The organism is Dermacoccus sp. NHGro5 (genome assembly GCF_017565385.1).
Lineage (GTDB): Bacteria > Actinomycetota > Actinomycetes > Actinomycetales > Dermatophilaceae > Dermacoccus > Dermacoccus nishinomiyaensis.
Map to the genome: position 1 here is coordinate 83,382 of NZ_JAGEKQ010000008.1, position 25,330 is coordinate 108,711.

The 25,330-nt window shown below is 68.3% G+C and carries 25 protein-coding genes; 14 read left to right on the top strand and 11 right to left on the bottom strand.

Annotation, left to right across the window (positions count from 1 at the left end):
• Positions 1–2: 2 nt before the first annotated feature.
• The 3 genes from J4Z35_RS04585 to hisC form a co-directional block, all read right to left on the bottom strand.
• Complete coding sequence (locus J4Z35_RS04585; RefSeq protein ID WP_208065379.1) at positions 3–1,043, bottom strand: alpha-ketoacid dehydrogenase subunit beta; 1,041 nt, start codon at positions 1,041–1,043, stop codon at positions 3–5.
• Positions 1,040–2,257 carry a thiamine pyrophosphate-dependent dehydrogenase E1 component subunit alpha gene (locus J4Z35_RS04590; RefSeq protein WP_243754858.1) on the bottom strand — a complete coding sequence of 406 codons (1,218 nt, stop codon included), beginning with the start codon at positions 2,255–2,257 and terminating at the stop codon, positions 1,040–1,042. The genes J4Z35_RS04585 and J4Z35_RS04590 overlap by 4 nt, the downstream gene beginning before the upstream one ends.
• Positions 2,258–2,508: 251 nt before the next feature.
• Positions 2,509–3,615 carry a histidinol-phosphate transaminase gene (gene hisC, locus J4Z35_RS04595; protein WP_208065381.1) on the bottom strand — a complete coding sequence of 369 codons (1,107 nt, stop codon included), beginning with the start codon at positions 3,613–3,615 and terminating at the stop codon, positions 2,509–2,511.
• A gap of 100 nt (positions 3,616–3,715) precedes the next feature.
• Between hisC and J4Z35_RS04600 the strand changes: the two genes are divergently transcribed.
• Both J4Z35_RS04600 and J4Z35_RS04605 read left to right on the top strand, forming a co-directional pair.
• Positions 3,716–4,771 (top strand): alpha/beta hydrolase-fold protein, encoded by a 1,056-nt coding sequence (locus tag J4Z35_RS04600; protein WP_208065382.1) that lies wholly within the window; start codon positions 3,716–3,718, stop codon positions 4,769–4,771.
• A 68-nt stretch (positions 4,772–4,839) separates the two neighbouring features.
• The gene (locus J4Z35_RS04605; RefSeq protein WP_208065383.1) at positions 4,840–5,244 is read left to right on the top strand and encodes a phage holin family protein; all 405 of its coding nucleotides are present in this window, start codon (positions 4,840–4,842) and stop codon (positions 5,242–5,244) included.
• A gap of 3 nt (positions 5,245–5,247) precedes the next feature.
• Here the strand turns inward: J4Z35_RS04605 and J4Z35_RS04610 are convergent, their stop codons facing one another.
• A complete protein-coding gene (locus J4Z35_RS04610) occupies positions 5,248–5,952 on the bottom strand; it encodes an NUDIX hydrolase (protein WP_082740537.1) in 705 nt (234 codons plus the stop codon).
• 6 nt (positions 5,953–5,958) lie between these two features.
• Positions 5,959–6,534: a DivIVA domain-containing protein gene (locus tag J4Z35_RS04615; protein WP_144693651.1), complete on the bottom strand. Its 576-nt coding sequence runs from the start codon at positions 6,532–6,534 to the stop codon at positions 5,959–5,961.
• Between the two features lie 126 nt (positions 6,535–6,660).
• Between J4Z35_RS04615 and J4Z35_RS04620 the strand changes: the two genes are divergently transcribed.
• Entirely contained in the window at positions 6,661–6,882 is a 222-nt protein-coding gene (locus J4Z35_RS04620) for a hypothetical protein (protein ID WP_038566657.1), read from the top strand.
• Here J4Z35_RS04620 and J4Z35_RS04625 read toward each other — a convergent pair.
• Both J4Z35_RS04625 and J4Z35_RS04630 read right to left on the bottom strand, forming a co-directional pair.
• Positions 6,872–7,837, bottom strand: coding sequence for an NADPH:quinone oxidoreductase family protein (locus J4Z35_RS04625; RefSeq protein WP_208065384.1), 966 nt, complete (start codon positions 7,835–7,837; stop codon positions 6,872–6,874). The genes J4Z35_RS04620 and J4Z35_RS04625 overlap by 11 nt on opposite strands.
• Before the next feature lie 2 nt (positions 7,838–7,839).
• Complete coding sequence (locus tag J4Z35_RS04630; protein WP_208065385.1) at positions 7,840–8,553, bottom strand: TetR/AcrR family transcriptional regulator; 714 nt, start codon at positions 8,551–8,553, stop codon at positions 7,840–7,842.
• A 40-nt stretch (positions 8,554–8,593) separates the two neighbouring features.
• Here J4Z35_RS04630 and J4Z35_RS04635 point away from each other — a divergent pair, with 40 nt between their 5' ends.
• The 6 genes from J4Z35_RS04635 (at position 8,594) to J4Z35_RS04660 (ending at position 14,399) form a co-directional block, all read left to right on the top strand.
• The gene (locus J4Z35_RS04635) at positions 8,594–9,871 is read left to right on the top strand and encodes an acyl-CoA dehydrogenase family protein (protein WP_208065386.1); all 1,278 of its coding nucleotides are present in this window, start codon (positions 8,594–8,596) and stop codon (positions 9,869–9,871) included.
• Positions 9,868–11,040 (top strand): phosphotransferase family protein, encoded by a 1,173-nt coding sequence (locus J4Z35_RS04640; protein ID WP_165583756.1) that lies wholly within the window; start codon positions 9,868–9,870, stop codon positions 11,038–11,040. The genes J4Z35_RS04635 and J4Z35_RS04640 overlap by 4 nt, the downstream gene beginning before the upstream one ends.
• Complete coding sequence (locus J4Z35_RS04645) at positions 11,037–11,765, top strand: histidine phosphatase family protein (RefSeq protein WP_208065387.1); 729 nt, start codon at positions 11,037–11,039, stop codon at positions 11,763–11,765. The genes J4Z35_RS04640 and J4Z35_RS04645 overlap by 4 nt, the downstream gene beginning before the upstream one ends.
• Before the next feature lie 125 nt (positions 11,766–11,890).
• Entirely contained in the window at positions 11,891–12,910 is a 1,020-nt protein-coding gene (galE, locus tag J4Z35_RS04650) for a UDP-glucose 4-epimerase GalE (RefSeq protein WP_208065388.1), read from the top strand.
• Positions 12,911–13,059: 149 nt separating this feature from the next.
• Positions 13,060–13,695: a class I SAM-dependent methyltransferase gene (locus tag J4Z35_RS04655; RefSeq protein ID WP_208065389.1), complete on the top strand. Its 636-nt coding sequence runs from the start codon at positions 13,060–13,062 to the stop codon at positions 13,693–13,695.
• A 128-nt stretch (positions 13,696–13,823) separates the two neighbouring features.
• Positions 13,824–14,399: an alpha-ketoglutarate-dependent dioxygenase AlkB gene (locus J4Z35_RS04660; RefSeq protein ID WP_208065390.1), complete on the top strand. Its 576-nt coding sequence runs from the start codon at positions 13,824–13,826 to the stop codon at positions 14,397–14,399.
• Between the two features lie 69 nt (positions 14,400–14,468).
• On the opposite strand, the gene argS is transcribed toward J4Z35_RS04660, so the two are convergent.
• The gene (gene argS, locus J4Z35_RS04665; RefSeq protein ID WP_208065391.1) at positions 14,469–16,253 is read right to left on the bottom strand and encodes an arginine--tRNA ligase; all 1,785 of its coding nucleotides are present in this window, start codon (positions 16,251–16,253) and stop codon (positions 14,469–14,471) included.
• A 202-nt stretch (positions 16,254–16,455) separates the two neighbouring features.
• On the opposite strand from argS, the gene J4Z35_RS04670 reads away from it, so the two are divergent.
• The 5 genes from J4Z35_RS04670 (at position 16,456) to J4Z35_RS04690 (ending at position 22,271) form a co-directional block, all read left to right on the top strand.
• Entirely contained in the window at positions 16,456–17,202 is a 747-nt protein-coding gene (locus J4Z35_RS04670) for a hypothetical protein (RefSeq protein WP_208065392.1), read from the top strand.
• A 178-nt stretch (positions 17,203–17,380) separates the two neighbouring features.
• Positions 17,381–18,070: a hypothetical protein gene (locus J4Z35_RS04675; RefSeq protein ID WP_208065393.1), complete on the top strand. Its 690-nt coding sequence runs from the start codon at positions 17,381–17,383 to the stop codon at positions 18,068–18,070.
• Positions 18,071–18,208: 138 nt separating this feature from the next.
• Positions 18,209–19,747: a cytochrome ubiquinol oxidase subunit I gene (locus J4Z35_RS04680; protein WP_144693663.1), complete on the top strand. Its 1,539-nt coding sequence runs from the start codon at positions 18,209–18,211 to the stop codon at positions 19,745–19,747.
• Between the two features lie 16 nt (positions 19,748–19,763).
• Positions 19,764–20,852, top strand: a complete 1,089-nt coding sequence (gene cydB, locus J4Z35_RS04685; protein ID WP_208065394.1) for a cytochrome d ubiquinol oxidase subunit II — start codon at positions 19,764–19,766, stop codon at positions 20,850–20,852.
• Positions 20,853–21,050: 198 nt separating this feature from the next.
• Positions 21,051–22,271, top strand: a complete 1,221-nt coding sequence (locus J4Z35_RS04690; protein ID WP_208065395.1) for an MFS transporter — start codon at positions 21,051–21,053, stop codon at positions 22,269–22,271.
• Positions 22,272–22,418: 147 nt separating this feature from the next.
• Here the strand turns inward: J4Z35_RS04690 and J4Z35_RS04695 are convergent, their stop codons facing one another.
• The 3 genes from J4Z35_RS04695 to J4Z35_RS04705 all read right to left on the bottom strand — a co-directional run bounded on the left by J4Z35_RS04695 (position 22,419) and on the right by J4Z35_RS04705 (position 25,242).
• The gene (locus tag J4Z35_RS04695; RefSeq protein WP_208065396.1) at positions 22,419–23,102 is read right to left on the bottom strand and encodes a type 1 glutamine amidotransferase domain-containing protein; all 684 of its coding nucleotides are present in this window, start codon (positions 23,100–23,102) and stop codon (positions 22,419–22,421) included.
• Between the two features lie 271 nt (positions 23,103–23,373).
• The gene (locus J4Z35_RS04700; RefSeq protein WP_006947037.1) at positions 23,374–23,832 is read right to left on the bottom strand and encodes a hypothetical protein; all 459 of its coding nucleotides are present in this window, start codon (positions 23,830–23,832) and stop codon (positions 23,374–23,376) included.
• 39 nt (positions 23,833–23,871) lie between these two features.
• The gene (locus J4Z35_RS04705) at positions 23,872–25,242 is read right to left on the bottom strand and encodes an NAD-dependent succinate-semialdehyde dehydrogenase (protein WP_062256594.1); all 1,371 of its coding nucleotides are present in this window, start codon (positions 25,240–25,242) and stop codon (positions 23,872–23,874) included.
• Positions 25,243–25,330 lie beyond the last annotated feature (88 nt).

Below are 25,330 nucleotides of genomic sequence, written 5' to 3' on the forward strand. Positions count from 1 at the left end.
TCCTAGTAGCTGAAGGACGCGTCGACGGCGTCGAGGATGCGGTCGAGCCCGGGCAGGTATTCGCGCTCGTGGCGGCTCGGCGGGTAGGGGATGTCGTAGCCGGTGACGCGTTGCACGGGCGCTTCGAGCGAATAGAAGCAGCGCTCCTGCAGGAGCGCGGCCAGCTCGGCGCCCACCCCGTACGAGCGTGCGGCCTCGTGCACGATGACGGCGCGGCCCGTCTTGCGCACGGACTCGCAGATCGTCTCCTCGTCGATCGGCGACAGCGTGCGCAGGTCGATGACCTCGAGCGAGCGACCCTCCGCCTCGGCGGCCGCGGCGACGTCGAGGCACGTGCGCACCATCGGGCCGTACGCGAGCAGCGTCAGGTCGGTGCCCTCGCGCAGCACCTCGGCCTCGAACAGGCCGCGAGCGGGGCCGGCTGCGAGGTCGAGCTGGTCGGGGCTGGGCTCGTGGTAGCGGCGCTTGGGCTCGAAGAAGATGACCGGGTCGTCGCAGTCGATCGCCTGACGCATCATCCAGTACGCGTCGACGGGGCGCGAGCAGACCACGACGCGCAGGCCGGCGGTGTGCGCGAAGTACGCCTCGTTCGACTCGCTGTGGTGCTCGACGGCGCCGATGCCGCCGCCGAACGGGATGCGGATGACCATGGGCAGCTTGACGGCGCCCTCGGTGCGGTTGTGCACCTTGGAGACCTGGCTGACGATCTGGTCGAACGCCGGGTACACGAACCCGTCGAACTGAATCTCGACGATCGGGCGGTACCCGCGCATCGCGAGGCCGACGGCCGAACCGACGATGCCGGATTCGGCCAGCGGCGGGTCGATGACGCGCTCGCCGAACTCCTTCTTCAACCCGTCGGTCAGGCGGAAGACGCCACCGAGCTCGCCGACGTCCTCACCGATGACGACGACCTTGTCGTCGGCCGCCATCGCGTCGTGCATCGCCGCGTTGAGCGCCTTGGCAAGGGAGAGCTTGGGGGCCTTCTTCGGTTTCGCGGCCTTCTCGGCGCCGGGGGCCGTGCTCGTGGAAGCGCCGCTCATGCTGCATCGTCCTCGAAGGAGGCGAGGTAGGCCGCGAACTCGTCGCGCTGAGCGGTGAGCTGGTCGTCCATGACCGTGTACGCGTGGTCGAACATCGCCGTCATCTCCGGGTCGGGCATCTCGAGGCACGAGCGGCGCCACTCGGCGGCGAGTTCCTTGGCCTCGGCGTCGACGTCGTCGAAGAACGCCGCGTCGGCGTGGTTCTCGCGCTCGAGCAGCGAACGCAGACGTGCGATCGGATCCTTTGCCTTCCACGCCTCGACGTGCGCCGAGTCGCGGTAGCGCGACGGGTCGTCGGACGTCGTGTGCGCGCCGATGCGGTAGGTGAACGCCTCGACGAGCGTCGGGCCGAGCCCGCTGCGCGCGTTGTCGAGGCTGCGACGGGTGACGGCGTACGTCGCGAGGACGTCGTTGCCGTCGGTGCGCACGCCGGGGAAGCCGAAGCCGTCAGCGCGCTTGTAGGGCGGGATGATGAACTGACGCGTGTTCGGCTCGCTGATCGCCCAGCCGTTGTTCTGGATGAAGAAGACCATCGGCGAGTGGTTGACGGCCGCGTAGACCATCGCCTCGTTGAAGTCGCCCTGGCTCGTGCCGCCGTCGCCGGTGAATGCCATGACGGCCGCGTCGACGTTCACGTCCCCCGTGCCGACGACACCGTCGAGGCGCAGGCCCATGGCATAGCCGACGGCGTTGAGCATCTGGTTGCCGATGACGATCGTCGAGGTGTTGAAGTTGTGCTTGCGTGGGTCGTGGCCGCCGTGCGTGACGCCGCGGTAGAGCGCGAAGACCTGGCTCGGCTGGATGCCGCGGCAGAACGCGACGCCGTGCTCGCGGTAGCCGGGGAAGCCGTAGTCCTGCTCGCGCAGCGCGTGGCCGGCGGCGACCTGGGCGGCCTCCTGGCCGAGCAGCTGCGGCCACAGGCCGAGCTCGCCCTGGCGCTGCAGGCTGTAGCCCTCGATGTCGAATCGGCGCACGAGCACCATGTCGCGGTACATTGCGCGCACCTCTTCGGCCGTGATGGCCTTGAGCGCTTCCATGTACGGCTCGTTGACGCTCGTCATCGGCGAGCGGGTGCCGTCGGGTGCGATGAGCTGCACCATGTCGGGGCCGCCGTCGGTGATGTCCGGCTTGCCGTCGAGGGCATGACCGGCCACGTGCGTCACCCCATCGAGGTGCGCTGCGTGATTGGTGCGCGAAGCGTCGGGAATCGTCATCGTTTCCTCCTTGCGCGACGTCGCCCTGAGTGCGGGGCGCGAGGCGTTCGGGGGTGACGTCACGGAGTGCGGGACGCCACCACAGGGCTTGTGACGCAGATCACGCCACCTAGGAGACGCTACCCGGCTACCGACGAGTAATTCGCATCCGAACGACGGTTTCTTCGTCCAGGTTCACAGTCGTATCGAGGCGCGAAACCCCTGTCTCACGATGTGATCGGCACCACTCGAATCTAGCCTGAAGAGACGACTCACCCCGCGTAGAAGCGCGTCACGACGTCGATGAGACGGTCGTTGGCCTCGACCTCGGCGATCGTGCAGCGCACGCCGTCACCGTCGAAGGGGCGCACGACGAGACCGTTCTCGTCCGCGAAGGCGGCGAACTCGAGTGCCCGCTCGCCGAGCGGCAGCCACACGAAGTTGGCCTGCGTGTCGGGGATGTCGACGCCCGCCTCGCCCAGGGCGTCGACGACGCGTCGGCGCTCAGCGACGAGGGCGACGACGCGCTCCTGCAGTTCGTCGAACGCTGCGATGCTGGCGATGGCGGCCTTCTGCGCCATGTCACTCACGCCGAACGGGGTGGACGCCTTGCGCAGCGCCGTCGTGATGCGCGGGCGCGCCAACGCGTAACCGACGCGCAGCCCCGCGAGGCCGTAGGCCTTCGAGAAGGTCCGCAGGACGACGACGTTGGGAAACTCGCGGTAGATGGCGAGCGCGTCCGGCGCATCGTCCGCGACGACGAACTCGAGGTAAGCCTCGTCGAGCACGACGAGCAGATCCTCCGGCAGCGACCGCAGGAACGCGCGCAACTCGTCAGCACGCACGCTCGGGCCTGTCGGATTGTTGGGTGTGCAGACGATGAGCAGCCGCGTGCGATCGGTGACGGCAGCCGCCATCGCATCGAGGTCGTGCCGCGCGTCGGCGTCGAGCGGCACCTGCACCGAGCGCGCCCCCGCGAGCGCGACGACGATCGGGTACGCCTCGAACGAGCGCCACGCGTAGACGACCTCGTCGCCCGGCTCGCACGTGATCTGGATGAGGGAGGCGAGAACGCCCACCGAGCCCGTGCCGAAGCTCACCTCGTCGGCGCTCACACCCACCCGCTGCGCCAGGGCGTGCGTCAACTCCGACGACGCCATGTCCGGGTAACGGTTCATCGTCGTCGCGGCCTCGCACACGATGTCGAGCACGGACGGCAGCGGCGGGTACGGGTTCTCGTTGCTGGAGATCTTGAACACGCTCGTGACGCCGCGCTCGGAATCCTCCGCGGCCGTGGCCGCCGGCCTGCCCGGCTTGTATCCCGGCACGGAGTCGAGGGTGGTGCGCAGACGGACGGGGGTCTCCAGCGATTCGCTCATGCTCCCAGCCTAGGCCGCGCGAGGTTTCCAGATGTTCTTCATCGTTCCCCCAGCAAGGGCACCTTTAATGACGCCGAGAATCAGATCAGGGGAGGCCACCTTGTCCATCACCAGCCCGTCGCTGCTCACCCTCGTGGTGATCGGTGCCGTCATCGTGCCACTGGCGCTCGTCCTGGTGCGCCAGCGCACGAAGGCGACGTGGCAGCGCGCCGTCGGCAGTTGGGTGGCGGTCGTCGTCGCCCAGGTGCTCGCCGTCGCCTCGCTCGGGTTGTACGTCAACCGTCAGTACGGTTTCTACTCGAGCTGGGACGACGCGCTCGGCAAGACGGACAACGGCGCGGCCGCCATCGCCGCCGGTGGTGTCGACGCCAGCTCCGCCGGCAGCGGCAGCTTCGAGTCGTTCCCCATCACCACGCCGGGCGGTGGCACCGCGCAGAGCGTCGCGTGGTTGCCGCCGGGCTACCACGACAAGGCGAACGCCAACAAGCGTTACCCCGTCCTCGTCGTGCTGCCTGGCTACGCCAACACGGTCGGCTCCACCGTCGAGAACCTCAACTTCGGTCAGACGGCGAGCGCTCTGGTCGAGAAGGGGACGACCGCCCCGTTCGTCGCCGTGTTCGCGCCCTACCAGACGGTGCAGGGACGCGACACCGAGTGCACCAACATCACGCACGGCCCCCAGGAACTGACGTTCCTGACGCGGACGGTGCCCAACGCCATCCGTTCGCACCTGCGAGTCGCCAAGGAGTCGAAGCAGTGGTCGGCGCTGGGCTGGAGCACCGGCGGGTACTGCGCGGCCAAGGCGCTCTACACCCGTTCCGGTTCACCATGGGGCTCGGCAGTCTCGATGGGTGGGTACTTCGAATCGCTGACGGACGGAACGACGGGCGACCTCTACCGCTCGAAGAGTGAGCGCGACCTCAACTCCCCGTCCTACCTCTACCGCCTCTACCAGATGCCCACGACGCGCATGCTCGTCGTCGCGAGCCGCGAGGACAAGGCGACCTGGACCACCTCGAAGCGCATGGCCGACCTGGCCAAGGCCGATCCGCACGTGTCGGCGATGTGGATCGCGCACGGCGGGCACAACTACAACACGTACGTCCCCCACCTGGGCGAGATGATCCAGTGGGCGTTCACCCAACCGCAGACCTGAGGCCGGCCGTCAGCGAGCGCGCCGCTCAGATCGAGGAAACTTTCAGCCCTGCGGGGCAGAGTGGGTTCATGCGCACACTCGTCAAGGTCGCCATCAACGCGGCCGCCATCTGGGTGGCCGCCGCCCTGCTCGAGGGCATGACGCTCGCGGACGGGTTCACGACGAACTCGACGAAGCTGGTCACGGCACTCGTCGTCGGCGCACTCTTCGGCGTCGTGAACGCGCTCGTGCGGCCGCTCGCGAAGCTGCTCGGGCTGCCGTTCCTCGTCCTGACGCTCGGGTTGTTCATCTTCGTCATCAACGCGGCGATGCTCATGCTGACGTCGTGGCTCGCGGGTCAGCTCGGCGTCGCGTTCCACATCGACCGCTTCTGGCCGACCGCTGTCGTCGGAGCCGCCATCGTGTCGGTCGTGTCATGGATCCTCGGGCTCATCATCGACCCGGACGACGAGCGCAGCGACTACCGCGTCTGAGGCTCAGGCCCAGCCCGGCTCGTCACCGTTCTCGAGGTAGACACCGCTCTCGCCGTTCTCGATCGCCGTGACGGCGCGCCGGATCACCTTGGCGGTGTAGGCCGCGACGTGGTCGTCGAGTTCGTCGAGGCCGACGAAGTGGATGCCGGCGATCTCCTTGCGCTGCAGCGCGAATTCGCCTGCCGGACGGTCGAGTTCGACGTCGAACAGGTAGAGCATCGCGTCGTCCCAGCCGCGCCACGGCGGCAGCCACGACACGACACGCAGACCTGTGATCGTCGCCGTCGCGCCGAGTTCCTCCGCGATCTCCCGCACGAGGGCGTGCGCCGGTGACTCGTGCGGGTCGACGACACCGCCGGGCAGATCCCAGAACTTCTTGTACGACAACTGACACAGCATGACCCGACCCTCGGCGTCACGCACGAGCCCCTGTGTGATGGTGCGCGTGCGCGGCAGCTTGCGGTTGAGGTAGACCGCCGCCTTCGAGACAGTGTTCTCGTCGGGCAGGCCCTCGGCGTCGACCTCGGCGCGCGTCGCACGACGCAACTCGTCGACCCCTGCAGGTGTGCCGCTCTGCGCGGCGTCGTCGACCGGCGAGCTCGTCACGGGGGCCGACTTCTCATCGCCTGAGTTCTCGAGGGCGCGGTTCTCGGGAGCCTGGTTCTCAGGGGCCCGGCTGTCGTGGGCGGGCTTGTCGGGATCGGTCATCGCTCGTCATCCCTCCGGTCGCAGGTGGGCGATCTCGTCGAGGAAGTCGTCGACTTCTTTCGGGTCGTATCCGCGCCGCAAGCCCGACGACGCGAAACGCGCCTGCGCCGGGTCGGGCAGCTCGACGCCGCGGCGCATCGCGACGACGACGGAGTCGAGGTAGTCGTCGACGTCGCTCTCGTCGTAGCTCGTCGCCGTGCGCCGCAGCAACGTGAAGTGCTTGTCGCGCACGCGATCCATCTGCTGCGAACTCCAGCGCGGCGCGCCGTCACGCGCACCCGCGAAGGCCGCCAGTTCGGCTTCCTGAGCGCGACGTGCCACGTCCTGCGGATCCTCGATCGGCGTGGTGCGTCGCCACACCGACAGCACGGTGCGCAGACCGTCGACCTGCCCGAGGTTCAGCCCGCCGCGCGCGGTGCGCCGCAGTACCATCGCATCGAGGTCGGGCAGCGGCTTGCCGGCTCTCATCGCGATGACGGCGCGACGGCGCAGGCGCTCGACGTCCTCACGTTCGTACCCGATGGTGCTCGGCGCGAAACGCGCTCCTTCGACGCAGGCGATCTGCTCGGAACTCCACGACATGCCCCCACCTTTTCACGTCCTCGCAAACCCCGCCCGCCGACGATCCGTGCTTGGCTGAGCCAAGAGCGTGAGTCGCACCCTAAGCGCGATCGGCGCAGGCGACGCGGCTGCTGAGGGGGAGGCCATTTGCCGACGAGCGAGTACGTCACGACCCACGCAGGTTCCGGTGTCATCAACGCCGTCCTGGCCGGGATGCTGGGGCTGCTCGCCGTGACGGTGTTCGTCGTCGGCGCCCTCATCGGCGCCACCGGCCTGCTCGTGCGCCGGGCCTGCAGAGCGGATCCCGAGCAGAACGAGGCGAGTGCGCCCGGCTCGGCACCGGGCGGCACCCGAACCGTCACAGCGTGAGGACGAGCTTGCCCGTCGCGCGGCGCTCCTCCATCTCGGCGATGGCCTCGCCGGCACGCTCGAGGGGGCGCACCTCGCCGAGTACGGGTGAGAGTTGACCGGAGGCGACGAGCGGCTCGATCGCCTTCCACTGCGCGGGGACGGTCTCGGGGCGCGGCATCCAGAACGCGCCCCACCCGACGCCGACGACATCGACGTTGTTGAGCAGTAGCCGGTTGACCTTCACCTCGGGAATCGCGCCGCCGGTGAACCCGATGACGAGCAAGCGGCCTTCGACTGCGAGGCTGCGCAGCGAGTCGGTGAAGCGGTCGCCGCCGACCGGGTCGACGACGATGTCGACGCCGCGGCCGTCCGTCAGCTCCATGACGGCGTCCTTGAACCCGTCGGGCGCGATGACGTCGTCCGCGCCGGCCTGGGTGGCGATCGCGCGCTTGTCGTCGCTCGAGGCGACGGCGATCACGCGCGCACCACGCGCCTTGGCGTGCTGGATCGCGGCGATGCCGATGCCGCCGGCCGCACCATGCACGAGCACCGTCTCCCCCTCGGCCAGGCGCCCACGTCGGTCGAGGGCGAACTGCACGGTGAGGTAGTTCATGGGCAGCGCCGCACCCGTCTCGAAGCTGACGTCGTCCGGCAGGTGGAAGGCGAACGGCGCTGCGACGCACACCTGCTCGGCCATCCCCCCGAAGCCGGGGAAGGCGACGACACGGTCGCCCACGCTGAACCCCGACCCCTCGGGCGCCTGGGCGACGACGCCCGCCACCTCGGCCCCGAGCGTGAACGGCGGCTCGGGCTTCATCTGGTACAGCCCACGGGTCAGCAACGCGTCGGGGTAGCACAACCCGGCGGCGCGCACGTCGATGAGCACCTCGTGCGGCTTCGGCGTGGGGGCGTCGACGTCGTTGATACGGACGGCGCCGGGCCCGTCGAGGGTGACGACCTGAACTGCGCGCATGGCTACTCCTTGGTGGGGGTCTGGGAGGTGTGATCGTGAGGGGTGACGGGCTGGGGCACGTCAGGCCCGCAGTCGTGGCGGGGCGCGCCGTCGTCCTGGGGGGAGAAGTGCGACGGCGTGATCGCCACGCCGCTCAACGCGTCGAGCGCCGCCAGCGCATGACGGACGGTGGCGCCGGCGTCGAACTGCTCGCGCACGGCGGGGCGTGTGCCCTGGACGGCGAGATCCTCGACGTACGCGAGCCAGGCGTGGACGACGGCGGGGTGCGGCGTCGTCGAATCGGGTTCTGTGGCAAGCGAAGAGAGGACGATGTCGGTGAGGCGCTCCCGCAGCGTGACAGCGACCTCGGCTCCCCCGACGTCGGCCAGGCTGCCCTCGACGAGGGCGCGATAGAGCTCGTGTCGGCGTTCGATCTGAGCGACGAACGCCTCGACCATCGCGGCGAGCGCCGCGCGGCCCGTCACGTCGTCGGGCGGGGCGACGTTGCGCAGGATGCGGCGACCCGCGGCTGCGACGACAGCCTCGTAGTACGCGGTCTTCGACGGGAAATAATGGAAGAGCAACCCGCGCGAGATGCCGGCCTCCTCGGCGACGGCGTCGAGCGCGACGTCCTGGATGGGTCGCTCGGTGAGCATCTTCAGCCCGATGCCGAGCAGCTGACGGCGGCGCTCGTCCTGTGTCAGGCGCTGACGGGGTCTGGAATCTTTCTCGCTCACCCTATTGAGCATTGCTCAACAAAGGGGTTACGGTCAAGACATGGACCTCACCGTTTCGCCCCGCGCGGCCGAGATCGCCGCAGACGTCGATACCTTCGTGCGCGAGAGGATCGAGCCCGCCGAGGCCGAGATCACGCGCGACTACGCCGCGATGCGCGCTCGCGGCGAGAACTCGTTCGTCGTGCACCCGAAGATCGACGAGCTCAAGGCGCAGGCACGCGAAGCGGGGCTGTGGAACCTGTTCCTGCCCGCCGGCGAGCACGGCGACGAGTGGGCCGCACGCTTCGGCACGCGTGGCGGCAAGGGTTTTTCCAACGTCGATTATGCCGCCATCGCGGAGAAGACGGGCCGTACGGCGCTCGCGCCGCTCATCTTCAACTGCAACGCCCCCGACACCGGCAACATGGAGGTGCTGCTCAAGTACGGCACGCGCGAGCAGCAGGAGGAGTGGCTCGTGCCGCTGCTCGAGGGAAAGATTCGTTCGGCGTTCCTCATGACGGAGCCCGCGGTCGCGAGTTCGGATGCGACGAACATGGCGGCGCGTGCCGAGGTCGACGGGGACGAGATCGGCATCAACGGCCGCAAGTGGTGGAGTTCCGGTGCAGCGCACCCCGACTGCAAGGTGTTCGTCTTCATGGGTCTGACCGACCCGGACGCACCGCGTCACGCCCAGCACTCGATGGTTCTCGTGCCGGCCGACGCGCCCGGTGTGACGATCGAGCGTGCGCTGCCCGTCATGGGTCAGCTCGACGAGCCGCTCGGGCACTGCGAGGTGTCGCTCGAGAACGTCCGCGTGCCGGCGTCCAACGTGCTGTCGGGGCCGGGTCAGGCGTTCGCCATCGCGCAGGGACGCCTCGGCCCGGGCCGCATCCATCACTGCATGCGCCTCATCGGGCTCGCCGAGATGGCGCTCGAGCGCGCCTGCCGTCGTGGCACGGAGCGCGTCGCGTTCGGCAAGCCCCTCGTGCAGCTCGGCGGCAACCGCGAGCGCATCGCGAAGGCCCGCATCGACATCGACATGGCGCGTCTGCTCGTGCAGAACGCGGCAGCGAAGCTGGACGCCTACGGCACCGAAGGCGCGCGCGTCGACGTCAGCGCCATCAAGGCCGTCGTGCCGCAGATCGCCTGCGACGTCATCGACTTCGCCATCCAGATGCACGGCGGCGGTGGCATGAGCGACGACTTCCCCCTGACGTCCGCTTATGCGACGGCGCGTTCGCTGCGTCTCGCCGACGGCCCCGACGAGGTGCACCTCGGCATGGTCGCGCGCGCCGAGCTCAAGCCCTACCTGGCCGCCGCGAAGGGTGAGGCCAAGTGAGCCCGGCCCCGGACACTCCTGGCGCTCCCGCGGCCCCCACCGCCCCCACGGCGGCGCCCGTCGACGACGTCGCGACGAACGCCTCCGACGTGCGCGGCGAGGATGCGTTCGACGTCGAACGCGTCGCCGCATGGCTGCGTGAGCACGCGCACCCCGACGCAGACACGAGCGGACTCGACGCGGCGCCGGAGGTCAAGCAGTTCACCGGCGGCGCGAGCAATCTGACGTATCTGCTGCGTTACCCGACCCGTGACCTCATCCTGCGTCGTCCGCCGGCGGGCACGAAGGCGAAGGGCGCGCACGACATGCGCCGTGAGCACGACATCCAACGCGCGCTGGCGCCCGTGTTCCCCGCCGTCGCGCCGATGATCGCGTTCTGCGACGACGCCGGCGTCATCGGCAGCGACTTCTACGTCATGGAGCGCCTCGACGGCATCATCCTGCGCAAGAACATTCCCGCTGAGCTGGGTCTCGGCGAGGCCGAGGTGCGGGCGCTGTGCACCGCCGCGATCGACCAGCTCGTCGCGTTGCACTCGATCGACGTCGCCGGCACCGAGCTGGAGCGCTTCGGCAAGGGCGAGGGGTACGTCAAGCGGCAGGTCGACGGATGGTCGGCGCGCTACCGCAAAGCACGTACGCACGGTGTGCGTCATGGCACCGGATCGTTCGAGAAGGTGATGGCCTGGCTCGACGAGCACCAGCCACACGACGTCGGAAACTGCCTGATCCACAACGATTTCCGCTTCGACAACCTCGTCCTCGCGCACGACGACCCGACGCGCGTCATCGGTGTCCTCGACTGGGAGATGGCGACGCTCGGCGACCCGCTCATGGATCTCGGCGGCGCCCTCGCGTACTGGGTGCAGGCCGACGACGACCGCATCATGCGCGGCTCACGCCGTCAGCCCACGCACGCGCCCGGCATGCTCACGCGCGACGAGGTGTGGCAGTACTACGCGCACGCGTCGGGGCGCGCGATCAGCCCCAAGGATCAGCTGTTCTACGAGATCTTCGGCCTGTTCCGACTCGCCGTCATCGCCCAGCAGATCTACTACCGGTATGCGAACGGCCAGACGAGCAACCCCGCGTTCAAGCAGTTTCGCGGCATGGTGATCTACCTCGAATGGCGCTGCCGGCGCCTCATGCGACGCGCGGGACGGCTGTCGTGAGCGTCATCCACCTCGTGCGGCACGGGCAGGCCGGGCCCTCGCGCGCGGCATACGACCAGCTGTCGGAGCTCGGCGAACGTCAGGCACGCCTCGCCGGCGAGGGGTTGGCGGCGCGCGGCGTGACGCCCGACGTCCTCGTCACGGGCACGATGCGGCGTCAGCAACTCACCGGGTCGCGACTGTGGGAAGCCGCCGGGTGGGAGTCGGACGTCAGCACGGATGCGGGGTGGAACGAGTACGACCACGACGCGATCATCGAGGCGTACAAGCCCGCGTACCGCAACCACGCCGTCATGCGCGCCGACCTCGCGCGTCACCGTCACCCGCGCAAGGCGTTTCAGGAGATGTTCGTCGCGGCCGCATCGCGTTGGGCGAGTGGCGACTTCGACGACGACTATCCCGAGAAGTTCTCGCAGTTCCGCGACCGCGTCGCGCTCGCGCTCGGGCGCGTGACCTCGCGCCTCGAGTCGGGGCGCAGCGCCGTCGTCGTCAGCTCCGGCGGGCCGATCGCGTGGGTCGCCGCGGGGCTGCTGACGGCGCCGTCACCGGCATCGACGCTGCCCGCGGCGTTGCCTGACGGTGCGGCGACGGTGTGGCGGCGCCTCAACGAGGTGACCGTCAACACGGGCGTGACGACGGTGCTTGCCGGGTCGGCGCTCACCGCAGTGAGCCTCAACGACCACGCTCATCTCGGCGGGGATCGTTCGCTCATCACGTATCGGTGAGCCCTCGCCGCGGGGCGCTGCGGATGTCGGCTGCGGCCGCGGCGTCCTTGATGCCCGAGATGCCCTGGGCCGGCGCACAGCCGCGTCTCATCGTTCTCGGCGGGTGGGGCGCCTAGGCTGAGGTCATGCGCGTACTCGTTGCCGGTGGTGCCGGCTACATCGGATCCCACACCGTCCTTGCCCTGATCGAGGCGGGGCACGAACCCGTCATCGCCGACAACTTCTCGAACTCGAGCCCGGCCGTGCTGCCGCGCCTGGAGAAGATCGCCGGCCGCTCGATCGACTTGCACGAGATCGACCTGACGGACGCTGCCGCGACGAGTGCCCTCGTCGCCTCGGTGAAGCCGGACGCCGTCATCCACTTCGCGGGGTACAAGGCCGTCGGCGAGAGCGTCGAGAAGCCGCTCATGTACTACGCGAACAACCTCGACTCGACGTTCTCGCTGCTGTCGGCGATGACGGCGCACGGCGTCGAGAAGTTCGTGTTCTCGTCGTCGGCGACGGTGTACGGGCCCGACGCGCCGCTGCCGTACAGCGAGACGTACGAGCCGCTGCGCGCGACGAACCCGTACGGCTGGACGAAGGCGATGATCGAGCAGATCGTCACCGACGTCGCCGCTGCCTCGCCCCGCTTCAAGGCCGCGCTGCTGCGTTATTTCAACCCGATCGGCGCGCACTCGTCGGGGCTGATCGGTGAGGATCCGAGCGGCATCCCGAACAACCTCATGCCGTACATCGCGCAGGTCGCCGTCGGGCGCCGCGAGAAGCTCGGGGTCTTCGGCGACGACTACGACACGAAGGACGGCACCGGCGAGCGCGACTACATCCACGTCGTCGATCTCGCGGCGGGGCACGTCGCGGCGCTGGATCATCTTGACGCCATGGACGATTCGGCGCGCGCGTTCAACCTCGGCACGGGTGAGGGCACGAGCGTGTTCGAGTTGCTGCACGCGTTCGAGCGGGCGTGCGGCCGCGAACTGCCCTACGAGGTCGGGCCGCGACGTGCGGGCGACCTGCCGACGACGTTCGCCGACCCCACGCGCGCTCGCGAAGAACTCGGTTGGAAGGCCCAGAAGACCATCGACGACATGTGCACCGACACGTGGCGCTGGCAGTCGGCCAACCCGAACGGCTTCGGGGGCTGAGCCGACGCCGTTCGGAAACCGCATGGCACGGTCTCTCGAGTCCGTGCCCCGCATGTTCAGGCTTCGGCGAGGCGCCGAACCACGCGCCGTCCTGTGCCCCCGGCCCCGATGATGGAAGCAGACGTGCGACCCACGACGAGGAGACTGGCATGACCGAGCCGACGCGCGAGTCGCGACGCGAGAACCCGAGCTGGGCGGAGTGGGTGAGCGAGGATCCGACGCGTTCGCAGTGGTACGTCGACCGCATCCGCGCCATGGCGGCGCGCGGCGACGACCTCGGTGGCGAGGCGCGGCTCGTCAACGCGCTCGTCACGCCCGGCTCACGCATTCTCGACGCGGGTTGCGGGCCGGGACGTGTGGCCGCCGCGTTGAGTGCCCTCGGGCATGACGTCGTCGGCGTCGACCTCGACCCCGTCCTCATCGCCGCCGCACGCGAGGACCACCCGTCGCTGCGTTTCGAGGTGGTCGACCTCGCACGGCTGTCCCTCGACGATCTCGACGTCACGCCGTTGGACGCGATCGTCTGCGCGGGCAACGTCATGCCGTTCATGCCGGACGACGCACGCCGCGACGGCCTGGCCGCGATGCGTCAGTGCGTGCGTGACGGCGGGCGCCTCGCCGTCGGCTTCGGCGCGGGCCGCGGCTACACGTTCGAGCAGTTCTTCGACGACGCCGACGCCGCCGGCTGGCGCCTCGACGCGCGCTTCTCGACGTGGGAGATGCGCTCCCCCGCGCATGACGACGGCTTCGTCGTCGCGGTCTTCACCGCTGTCGCGCCGAGTTGAGGTTACGCGCCTCGTGATGCCCCACCCATGCGTGGGATCGCTCGAGTGAGGAAGGGCGACGTCGGGGATGCCCCACTCGTGCGTCGTGCCGCATCATGGGGGCGGGCACCTGCCAGGGAAGGGGCGGCATGGGCGAGGCACCGATCGAGCTGCGCGCGACGTATCTGTCGACGGAGGAGGCGGACCACCTCATGTCGCACCTCGTCGGCGCGACACCCTGGCGGACGTCGTCGCTCACGATGTACGGCCGCACGATCGCGATGCCACGCCTCATCGCCTGGTACGCCGACGCGCCGTACACCTTCTCCGGCTCGACACAGCCGCCGAACACGTGGACGCCCAAGCTCGCCGCGCTGCGGGAGCGTCTGGCCGCCGACACCGGAGCGCCCTACAACTCGGTGCTGCTCAACCTCTACCGCGACGGCCAGGACTCCATCTCCTGGCACAGCGATGACGAAGCCGAGTTGGGCCCTGCGCCCACCATCGCAAGTGTCTCGCTCGGCGCCACGCGCGACTTCGTCATGCGCCGCAAGGACGATCACACGGTGAAGGAGACGCTCGCACTCACCCACGGGAGCCTCGTCGTCATGCGCGACGACTCGCAGAGCGCCTGGCAGCACGCCGTTCCGAAACGCACGCGAGTGACCGAGCCCCGCATCAACCTGACGTTCCGTTGGTTCGAGCCCCGCCCGGAACATCCCTGACGCTCCTGCAGGATCGATCGAATGTGGAGGTAAATCGCCGATGGGGCAGGTTCGAGAGGGCCCCGAGCGTCACATCTTCTCGGGCGTCTCGATGCCCAGCAGCGACAATCCGTCGACGAGGACGCCCAGCGTCAGTTCGCACAACGCCAGACGCGACGCACGGACGTCGTCGTCATCAGCCTTGAGCACCGGGCACTTCTCGTAGAACGCCGTGAACGTCGTCGCCAGTTCGAACAGGTAACCGGCGAGGCGATGCGGCTCCAACGACTCGCCGACGGCAGCCACGACGGCGCCGTAGTCGAGCAGTTTCAACGCGAGGGCGCGTTCGGCGTCCTCGCCCAGCGTGATCTCCGCCGCCGGCGAGTACCCCGCCTCGGCGGCACGCGCGAGGATCGAGCGAATGCGCGTCGCCGCGTACTGGAGGTAGGGGCCGGTGTTGCCCGTCAACGCCAGCATGCGGTCGAAGTCGAAGATGTACTCCGAGTCGTGCGAGACCGACAGGTCGGCGTACTTCACCGCGCCGATGCCGACCTGACGCGCGACGACGGCGCGCTCCTCGTCGCTCATGTCGGCCTTCGACTCGCTGACGACGCCCGCGGCGCGGTCGACGGCCTCGCCGAGCAGGTCCATGAGCAGCACCGAGTCGCCCGAGCGCGTCTTGAACATCTTGCCGTCCTTGCCGAGCACCGACCCGATCTGCACGTGGATCGGCGTCGACTCGGGGCGGATGTAGCCGGCCTTGTCGGCGGCGGCCCACGTCATGCGGAAGTGCAAGTTCTGCGGCGCGCCGACGACGTACACCATCCGATCGCCCTGGAGGTCGAACGAGCGGTGACGCACCGTCGCGAGGTCGGTCGTCGCGTAGCCGTACCCGCCGTCGGACTTGCGGATGATGAGCGGCACCGGCGCGTCGTCGCGCCCGGTGAACTCGTCCTGGAAGATGCACAGCGCCCCGTCGGAGACGACGGCGATGCCACGCGACTCGAGGTCGTCGCAGATGCCCGCGAGCTCGTCGTTGTACGTCGACTCACCCGCGAGGTCGGCGTCGGTCAACGTCACGCCGAGCAACCCGTAGACCTTGTTGAAGTACGCCTTCGAGCGCTCCATCAGCTTGTTCCAGTGCGCGAGCGTCTCGGGGTCACCGCCCTGCAGCAACGTCACGCGCTTGCGGGCCCGCGTGTTGAAGTCACCCTTCGAACCGGCGGGCTCGGCCTTCTCGGCCGTGTCGAACTTGGTGCGCGCCGCCTGGTAGAACGCGTTCGGGTCGCTCTCGAGCAGCGCCGCCTCCGGCGAATCCTCGCCCACCTCGAGAAGGTGCTCGATGAGCATCCCGAAGGGCGTGCCCCAGTCGCCGACGTGGTTCTGCCGGATGACGGTGTGCCCGAGCCGCTCGAGCACACGCGCCAGCGAATCCCCGACGACGGTGGTGCGCAGGTGCCCGACGTGCATCTCCTTCGCGACGTTCGGCGAGGAGTAGTCGATCGGGATGATCTCGGTCTTCGCTGCCGGCGCGACGCCGAGCGAGCCGTCCGCGAGGATCGTCGACGCCTGCGCCGCGACCCAATCCGTCGACAGCGTGATGTTGAGGAAGCCGGGCCCGGCGATCTCGACGCCTGAGATCAGCGCCATGGCCTCGTCGTCCGCGCGCAGCGCCTCGACGATCGCAGACGCCACCTCGCGCGGGTTCTTGCCGACCTTCTTCGCGAGTGCCATCGCCGCGTTGACCTGCACGTCGGCGCTCGTCTGCTTCTTGTTCGCAGGACGGATGACGGGGTCGGCGTCGCGCCACTCGTCACCGAGGGCCGAGGCGATCGCGTTGCTCAGATGACCGGTCAGTGCGGAGATGGCGTCCATGACGTCAAGATTAGTGGCGCGCGCAAATTCCTTTCCGCACGCCGGCAGCGCGCGGCCCGAACGACGCACACGATCATGCCGGGGCACCCACCGCTCGACTCCCTCGGCGACGAGGGGGCACGATGACGGCGCCCGACACGTCTGAACGGTGAAGGCCACCTGCAACACTGGGGGCACATCCAACTTCTCTGGGAGGAAAACCATGACGAAGCTCCGCACGTCCGCCATCGCCCTCGTCCTCGCGGCCGGCACGGCAGCCGGTGTCACCGGCTGCTCGAGCAAGGAGGCCCCGAAGGCCAAGAACGCCTGGAACAAGGCCCAGGACACTGCCGGCGCCTACAAGAGCCTCGAGCTCAAGGGCGAAGGCACCTCGGACGGCAAGCCGGCCACGATGACGGCCAAGGGCGACGTCAACGGCGGCAAGCTCGAGATGAGCGGCAAGATCGGCGACGGCACGATGGACCTCATCACGGTTGACTCCAAGAACTACATGAAGGCCAACAAGGCCTTCTTCACGCAGACGAGTTCGGGTTCGCCCGCGGCATCCAACACGGACAAGATCGCCGACAAGTGGCTCGAGATGCCGGCGGACGGTTCGTCCAACACCGGGTTCAAGGAACTCATCGACAACATCAAGAACGACTCCTCGGAGCCGAACAAGAAGCTGCTCTCCGACAAGGCCACCGTGTCGGATGACAAGGTCGACGGCAAGGATGCCTGGAAGATCCAGAGTGAGGACAAGAAGGTCACCGCGTGGGTGTCGCAGGAGGATCGCCGCGACATCCTCAAGACCGAGGGCTTCGACAGCGCCTCCGTCGCCCCCACGTCGGGCTCGTCGGCGAAGTCCGATGAGTCGATGAAGACGGTGACCTTCCTGTCGCACGACAAGGATTACGGCATCAAGGCACCGAGCGGCGCCACGTCCATCACGGACGCGATGGGCAGCTGAGCTATTCCTCCACCTCCCTGACAGGACGACCGCGTTGCCCGCGTCCCGCACGCTCAGCACCATCGCCGTGACGGCGGTGGTGCTGAGCGGCTGCACGATGGGGCATGACGCGGGGCAGCCCGCGTCGGGTCCGGTGAAGGGCCCGTCGGGGAGCTCGACGGCACCAGGCACCGCATCGATGAGCGCCTCGGCCCCTGCGGAACAGCCGAGCGCGAAGGATGTCTGGTCGCGCACCCAACAGTCGGTGCGCGGCTACACCTCCCTGTCGTTGACAGGAACGGACAGCGCGGACGGCTCCGGCCCCAGGGCCACCTTCCTCGGCGAGCTGGACGGCGAGCCGTCGGAGATGTCCTACGAGGGTGACGAGGTGGGCCACGTGACGATGCGTCGCATCTCCCATGATGTCTACCTCAAGGGCGATCGCACGTACTGGGATTCCGTCGACAAGGACGACCCGTCCCTCCAGGGCTCGAGCCCACCGGCGAACCGGTGGATCAAGGTGCCCGACAGCGCGTTCGGCCAGAAGGAGCTGTCCGACCTCAGCGCCAAGTCGTACATCGAGGCCATGGGCGACACCACCGACGCCAAGTGGGGTCACCTCGGCGACGGCACCCTGACGCCGGCGACGCTCGACGGCAGGCCGGCGTACAAGATCGTCAGCGCTGACGGAGACACTCGCGCCTGGGTGACCACCGACGACACGCATGACCTCCTCAAGGTCGTCGACGAGGCCGCGGGCACGGACGACCTGGGCACGGCGACGTTCTCACGCTGGAACGAGAAGATCGCGGTGCCGCGCCCCGTCGGCGCTCTGGACGGTGGGGAGATGGCGCCGGACCCGTCACCGTCCGGCGAGGCCACGACCTGACGCGTGGCAGGCGGCCGGTTCGGGCGCCGCGTGAGGCACGACACGCCTACGTCAGGACCATGGTCCCCACGGATTGTGGAACTCACCCCGTAGCGTGGTTGTGAAAGTCTTCACATTCGTCTCGTCGAGGGGTCACTCATGGATGCCTTGGAGCTGGCGAGATGGCAGTTCGCCATCACGACGGTCTACCACTTCCTGTTCGTGCCGATCACGATCGGCTTGTCTGCCGTCGTCGCCGGTTACCACACCGCATGGTTGCGCACGGGTAACACGCAGCATCTGAGGGTCGCGAAGTTCCTCGGCAAGCTGTTCACGATCAACTTCGCGCTCGGTCTCGTCACCGGCATCGTGCAGGAGTTCCAGTTCGGCATGAACTGGAGCGACTACTCGCGTTTCGTCGGCGACATCTTCGGCGCGCCGCTCGCGATCGAGGCGCTGCTCGCGTTCTTCCTCGAGTCGACGTTCCTCGGTCTGTGGATCTTCGGCTGGGGCCGACTGCCCAAGAAGCTGCACGCCGCGACGATCTGGATCGTCCACATCGGCACGGTGCTGTCGGCGTACTTCATCCTCGCCGCGAACTCGTTCATGCAGAACCCCGTCGGTTACAAGTACAACCCGACGACGCACCGCGCGGAGCTCACCGACTTCGTCGCCGTCCTGACGAACAAGGTCCAGCTCGTCACGTTCCCGCACGTCATCGCGAGCTCGTACATGGTCGGTGGCGCCGTCGTCATGGGCGTCATGCTGTGGAATCTGCGCAAGCGCACTCTTGCTGCCGAAGCAATCAAGGGTGAAACTCTCGAAGACCGTTCCGACGGTTCGACGGGCGCGACGAAGTTGGCGTCGACCTCCGACGACCTCACGATGTACCGCAAGGGCTCGCGCGTCGGCGCGATCGTCCTGCTCGTCTCGAGCCTGTTCGTCGTCATCACCGGCGACCTGCAGGGCAAGGTCATGACCGAGGTGCAGCCGATGAAGATGGCTGCCGCCGAGGCGTTGTACGAGACGCAGGAGAAGGACGCGCCGTTCTCGATCTTCACCGTCGGTACGCGTGACGGCAAGCAGGAGAAGTTCGCGGTCACCGTGCCCAACCTGCTGTCGTTCCTCGCGACGGGTGACTTCCACGGCAAGGTCGAGGGCATCAACAACCTCGAGGAATCCCAGAAAGCCAAGTACAGCGGCAACGAGCTGACGGCGGCGGACACGTACGCACCTAACATCATGTGGTCGTACTGGAGCTTCCGCTGGATGATGGGTTGGGGCGCGATCTCCATGCTCATCGCCTGCTGGGTGCTGTGGCTGACCCGCAAGGGCCGCAACGCGACGAACCGCTGGATGGGCCCGGCCGCCCTCGTCGGCGCGCTGTCGCCGGTCGCGGCGATGAGCATCGGCTGGATCTTCACCGAGATCGGCCGTCAGCCGTGGATCGTCAACGGCCTCATGACGACGAAGCAGGGCGTCAGCCCGAGCGTCACCTCGGGTGAGGTGCTGACGTCGATGATCGTCTTCACGCTTCTGTACGGCGCACTCGCCGTCGTCGAGGTGAAGCTGTTCATGGACTACATGAAGAAGGGCGCCGAGCCCGTCGCCTCCGACGGTGAGGATCTGCCCGGCGGTCACGACGATGGCCACGGCTCCGCCGGTTCCGACGATGACGAACTCGCGTTCGCGTACTGATAGGCGAGGTTGAACGATGGAACTCACCACTTTCTGGTTCATCATCATCGGCGTGCTCTGGACGGGTTACTTCGTCCTCGAGGGCTTCGACTTCGGTGTTGGCATGCTGCTTCCCGTGCTCGGCAAGGGCAAGGCGGAGGCGACGGGCGTCACCGACCCGGTCACCGACCACATCGGCGAGAACGAGCGACGCCGCCGCGTCATGCTCAATACGATCGGCCCGGTCTGGGACGGCAACGAGGTGTGGGTGCTCACTGCTGGTGGCGCGACCTTCGCCGCGTTCCCGAACTGGTACGCGACGCTGTTCTCGGGCGCCTACCTGCCGCTGCTGCTCATCCTCGTCGCGCTCATCGTGCGCAACATGGGCTTCGAGTACCGCCACAAGCGTGACTCCGACGGCTGGCGCCGCGGCTGGGACGCCGCCATCGTGTTCGGTTCGTTCCTGCCGGCGATCCTCTGGGGCGTCGCGCTGACGAACATCGTCCACGGCCTGCCGATCAACCAGGACATGGAGTACACGGGCAACCTGCTCGCCATGCTCAACCCGGTGTCGCTGCTCGGCGGCGTCACGACGATGCTCGTGTTCATGACGCACGGCTGCTTCTTCGTCGCGCTCAAGACCGACGGCGCCATCCGTCACGACGCTCGCGCGCTCGGCACGAAGATCGGCCTCGCGGCCGCCGTCGCCGCCGTCGTCCTGCTGCTGTGGCTGGGCATCGAAGGCGGCTCGGTGTGGTCGTGGATCACGACCGTCGCACTCGCCGTCATCTTCCTCACCGGGCTGTTCTTCAACATGCGCGGCAAGGAGGGCCTGGCGTTCCTGTGCACGTTCGTCGCGATCGCCCTGTTCGTTCTGACGTACTTCCTCATGCTGTTCCCGAACGTCATGCCGAGCTCGACGAACCCGGCGTGGTCGCTGACGACGACGAACGCGGCGAGCTCGCACCACACGCTCGTCATCATGACGTGGGTCGCGCTGATCTTCACCCCGATCGTCCTCATCTACCAGAGCTGGACGTACTGGGTGTTCCGCAAGCGCATCACGACGCGTCACATCCCCAAGGCGGTCGACCCGAGCCGCCCCGACCCGATCAAGGTCCACTGACGACTCACGTCCTGGCCCACGATCGCCCCATGACTTCGCTGTGAGCGAAGGTGCAACAGCAAGCGCCACCACCCCGAGCGGGATGGTGGCGCTTGCTGCGTCGTCCGCCATGGGCCACCGAGTGCATGGGATCAACAAGAACGAAGCGAAAGAGCTCGTGCCGTCGTTCTCACGACGCTCCCGTATCATCCTGACCCCGTGACCACGACACCCACCACGCCTGCGGCCGCTGAGCGCCACGCTCGCGGTTTCTGGCTGCTTGCGGCGGCGTTTCCCATCCTCATGGCCTACTCGACCGTGCCGACGCCGATCTATCCGCTCTACCAACGCCACGATCACTTCCCCACCGTGATGATCACGGCCATCTTCGCGGCCTACGGGCTGGGCGTCATGGCAAGCCTCTACCTCGCGGGCCACCTGAGTGACCAGTTCGGGCGACGCCGCATGATCGCGATCGCCACCGCCGTCTCCCTGGTGAGCGCGGCGATCTTCATCGGTTCGCCGTCCGTGCCGGCGCTGTTGGTCGCCCGGCTGCTGTGTGGTGTGGGGATCGGCATCCTGACTCCGGCAGCAACAGCGATGCTCGGTGAATTGCGGCGCGTTCATCGCCCGCACGAGCCGAGCAGTTTCGCCTCGACGGTGGCCTCGAGCGTGAACACGGGCGGGCTGGCCCTCGGCCCCCTCGTCGGTGGAGTCCTCGTGCAGTGGGCCCCGGCCCCCTTGAGGACGCCCTACGTGGTCTTCTTCGTCCTACTCGCCGGGGTGGGCCTCGCGCTCACGTTGGTTCCCGAGACCAACCCGGCAACACCGGCGAACGAGCGCCCGAGGTATCGACCGCAGCGCGCCGTCGTCCGACCAGGTCATGAAGCCCGTTTTCGCTCAGCGCAGGTCGTGGCCGGCGCGGCCTTCGCTGCACTGGGCATCCTGACGTCGATGACGGGGACGTTCCTGGCGCACGTCGCACATCGCTCGTCTCCGCTCGTGTGCGGCGTGGTCGTCTTCCTCGCCATGGGGGCATCTGCCCTGGCCCAGGTCGCCCTTCCGATCCCCAACCCGCGAACGAAGATCGCGTGCGGCGTCCTGTTCGCCGTCGCCGGCCTCGGGTGCGTCGCGGCGTCCGCACTCACCCACCCCTTCGTCCTGTACGCAGGCGGCGCGGTCATGGCGGGGGCCGGGATCGGCCTGCTCTTCCAAAGTGCTGTCGCCGTCGGTTCCGCGGTCAGCGAGGCCGGACACACCGGGGGAAGCGTGGCTGGTGTCTTCCTGGCCGCCTACATCGGCATCACGATCCCCGTCGTGCTGGCGGGGTTGCTCACGACACGCCTGTCCATCAGCGCGAGCCTGGCTCTCTTCTGCGCGCTCACCTCGCTGGTCGTCCTCGTCGCGAGCATCCCCATGATGCGCGGGGCATCGGACTGAGCCCGTTCATCTCGCACGACGAGGCGCCACGCCACGTGAGAGCCGAGCCCAATCGGCCGTTCGCCGGCCGCCCGTGAACACCGAAGGCGCCTGGACCCCATGGGGATCCAGGCGCCTTCGGCATGTTCGCGCGTGGCGCAGCCAGGCTCAGCTCAGGCGCTCGAGCAGCTTCTTGGCGAGCGCCTCGGACGATGCCGGGTTCTGACCCGTCAGCAGGTCACCGTCGACGACGGTGAACGGCTGCCAGGCGGGGCCGGTCGAGACGTCGGCGCCGAGTTCGCGCAGCCGGTCCTCCAGCAACCACTTGGCCTTGTCAGCCTTGCCGGCGGCCTTCTCCTCCTCATTGGAGAAGCCGGTGATCTTGCGTCCGGCGACGACGGGCTCGCCCGCCGACGTCCGCGCCGGGAGCAGCGCTGCCGGGCCGTGGCACACGATGGCGACAGGCTTGCTGCCCTCGAGTGCGTCCGCGATGAGCTTGCCGGACGTGGCGTCCTGCGCAAGGTCTTCCATCGGGCCGTGCCCACCCGGGTAGAACACCGCGTCATAGTCGCCGAGGACGACGTCCTCGAGCTTCATGGGGTGCTGCAGGCCGTCGATCGCGTCGAGGTCAGGACGCACGTCAGCGCCGCCGTTCGCGTCGGGGGCGAGGCTGACCTCATCGGCCACCGGCGTCACACCGCCGGGCGTGGCGAACGTGACCGAGTGACCTGCCCCGGTGATCACACGGTAGGGGGTGAGAAGTTCTTCCGCCCAGTAACCCGTCGGGACGCTCGAGCCGTCGGCCAGGGTCCAGGAGCGGGCGCCGGTGACAACGAAGAGAACGTTGGACATGTCAATCTCCTTGGTGATTCAGTGAGCGGCGTTCGCATCGGGGCGAGTCGTCACTCGTGGTAGGTGAGGCCCTCCTCGATCGGCCAGCCGAGCTGCTGCCACATCGGCAGCTTGTTCCACTCCTTGACGAATTCGACGCGCTTGTCGTCTTCGACGCGGAACAGGGCGCATGTGTACTCGTGCGCGAGGTCGAGGTTGGCCTTCTCGGTCTACGTGAGCTGCGTGGTGTCCGACATTGGGGTCTCCTTCGCTTGGGTGCGAAACGGTGAGATCAGCGACGCGAGCCGCGTCGGGGGAAGCCGGCCGCCGACAGCGCCGCAGCGATGAGGGCGGGCTGGCCGAACAGGCGGACGAGGCGCTTGGTGTCGGTATCGAGGCCGAAGGCGTCGTGGCGCTCCGCGTACTGGCTGATGTTGCCGGGGAAGATCGCGGCGTAGAAGGCGGCGAGCGCCACCCCCACCGCAGCGCGACGCTGCGGCAGGGTGAGCATCGCGGCACCGAACGCGACCTCGACGACACCGGAGGCGAGGACGACGACGTCCTTGTCCATCGGGAACCAGTCCGGCACCTGCGCCTGGAAGTCCTTGCGGGCGAACGTCAGGTGCGAGACACCGGCGAACGACATGAAGGCTCCGAGGCCGAGACGGGCCACCTCCTGCCCACGGGTCGCAGGCGGGGCCGGCTCGGCGAGTGACCGGACGGACTCGATCAGTCGGGTAAAACGAGTCATGGTTGTTCCCTCCTCGCGTCGCGGGTCACGACGCATCGATCACTTGGCGACGCGGACGAGCTTCGTGTTGGCGAATTCGCCGAAGCCCCAGCGTCCGAGCTCACGCCCGTAACCGGAGCGGCGCACACCACCGAATGGCAGGCCGGCCTTCGTCGTGCCGTGCTCGTTGACATAGGCCATGCCGACCTCGAGGCGTCGGGCGATCTGCTCCGCCTTGTCGGTGTCCTTGCCCCAGACGGAGCCGGACAGGCCGAAGGAGGAGTCGTTGGCGAGCTCCACGGCTTCGTCGATCGAGTCGTAGGAGTAGACGACGGCGACGGGGCCGAAGATCTCCTCCTTGAAGGCGTCCATCTCACGCGTGACACCGGTGAGCACGGCGGGGGCCATCCAGGCGCCGTCCTGCTCGAGCGCCGTGCCACCCGTGCGCAGGGTCGCACCCTGCTCGACGGCGCGCTCGACCTGGGCGATCGCGTCGTCGCGAGCCTCGACCGACGAAAGCGGGCCCATGTCCGTGCCCTCGTCGTCCGGGTTGCCGACCTTCATGCCCTCGACGGTGGCGACAACGCCGTTGACGAAGTCGTCGAACATCGTCGACGGAACGAAGATGCGCTTCGGGGAGTTGCAGGCCTGCCCGGCGTTGCTCATGCGCGCGGTGGCGACGGCCTTCGCCGTCTCGGCGACGTCGACGTCGTCGAGGACGATGAGCGCGTCCGAGCCACCGAGTTCGAGGACGCTCTTCTTGAGGTTCTGCGAAGCGGTCTCGGCGACGGCCTTGCCGGCGCCCTCGCTACCGGTCAGGGAGACGCCGCGCACGCGCGGGTCCTCGATGATCGACGTGATCTGCTCGTTGCTGACGAACAGGTTGATGTAGGCATCCTGCGGCACACCCGCGGCGTGGAGGATCTCCTCGATCAGTTCGGCCGTGCGCGCGCAGATCGAGGCGTGCTTGAGCAGGATCGTGTTGCCGAGCATGAGGTTCGGCGCGACGAACCGCGCGACCTGGTAGTGCGGGAAGTTCCAGGGCATGACGCCCATGAGCACACCGATCGGGTCGGTGACGACGAGCGACTTCGCGTCGTCGCCGATGTTCAGCTGCTCCTCGACGAGCAGCTCCTCACCGTGCTCGGAGTACCAGCGGAAGATCGACGACGCGAGCGCGACCTCACCCTGCGCCTGCGCGAGCGGCTTGCCCATCTCGGCGCCGATGACGCGGGCGAGCTCGTCGGCGCGCTCGTCGTAGATGTCGGCGACCTTGGCGAGGACGGAGGCGCGCTCGGACGCGTCCGTCGTGCGCCACGTGCCGAACGCGGCGTCGGCGCGCTCGATGGCGCGGGTGACGTCAGCATCCGTCGCGGAGTTGTACTCCTTCTCGACGACGCCGGTGGCGGGGTTTTCGGTGCGGTAGGCCATGAGGTCTCTCCTTCAGATCGATGAGCTCTCTCATCGATCACAACACCGCCGGCCCCCAGAAGCATTCCTGCACGCAGTTTTTCACCTC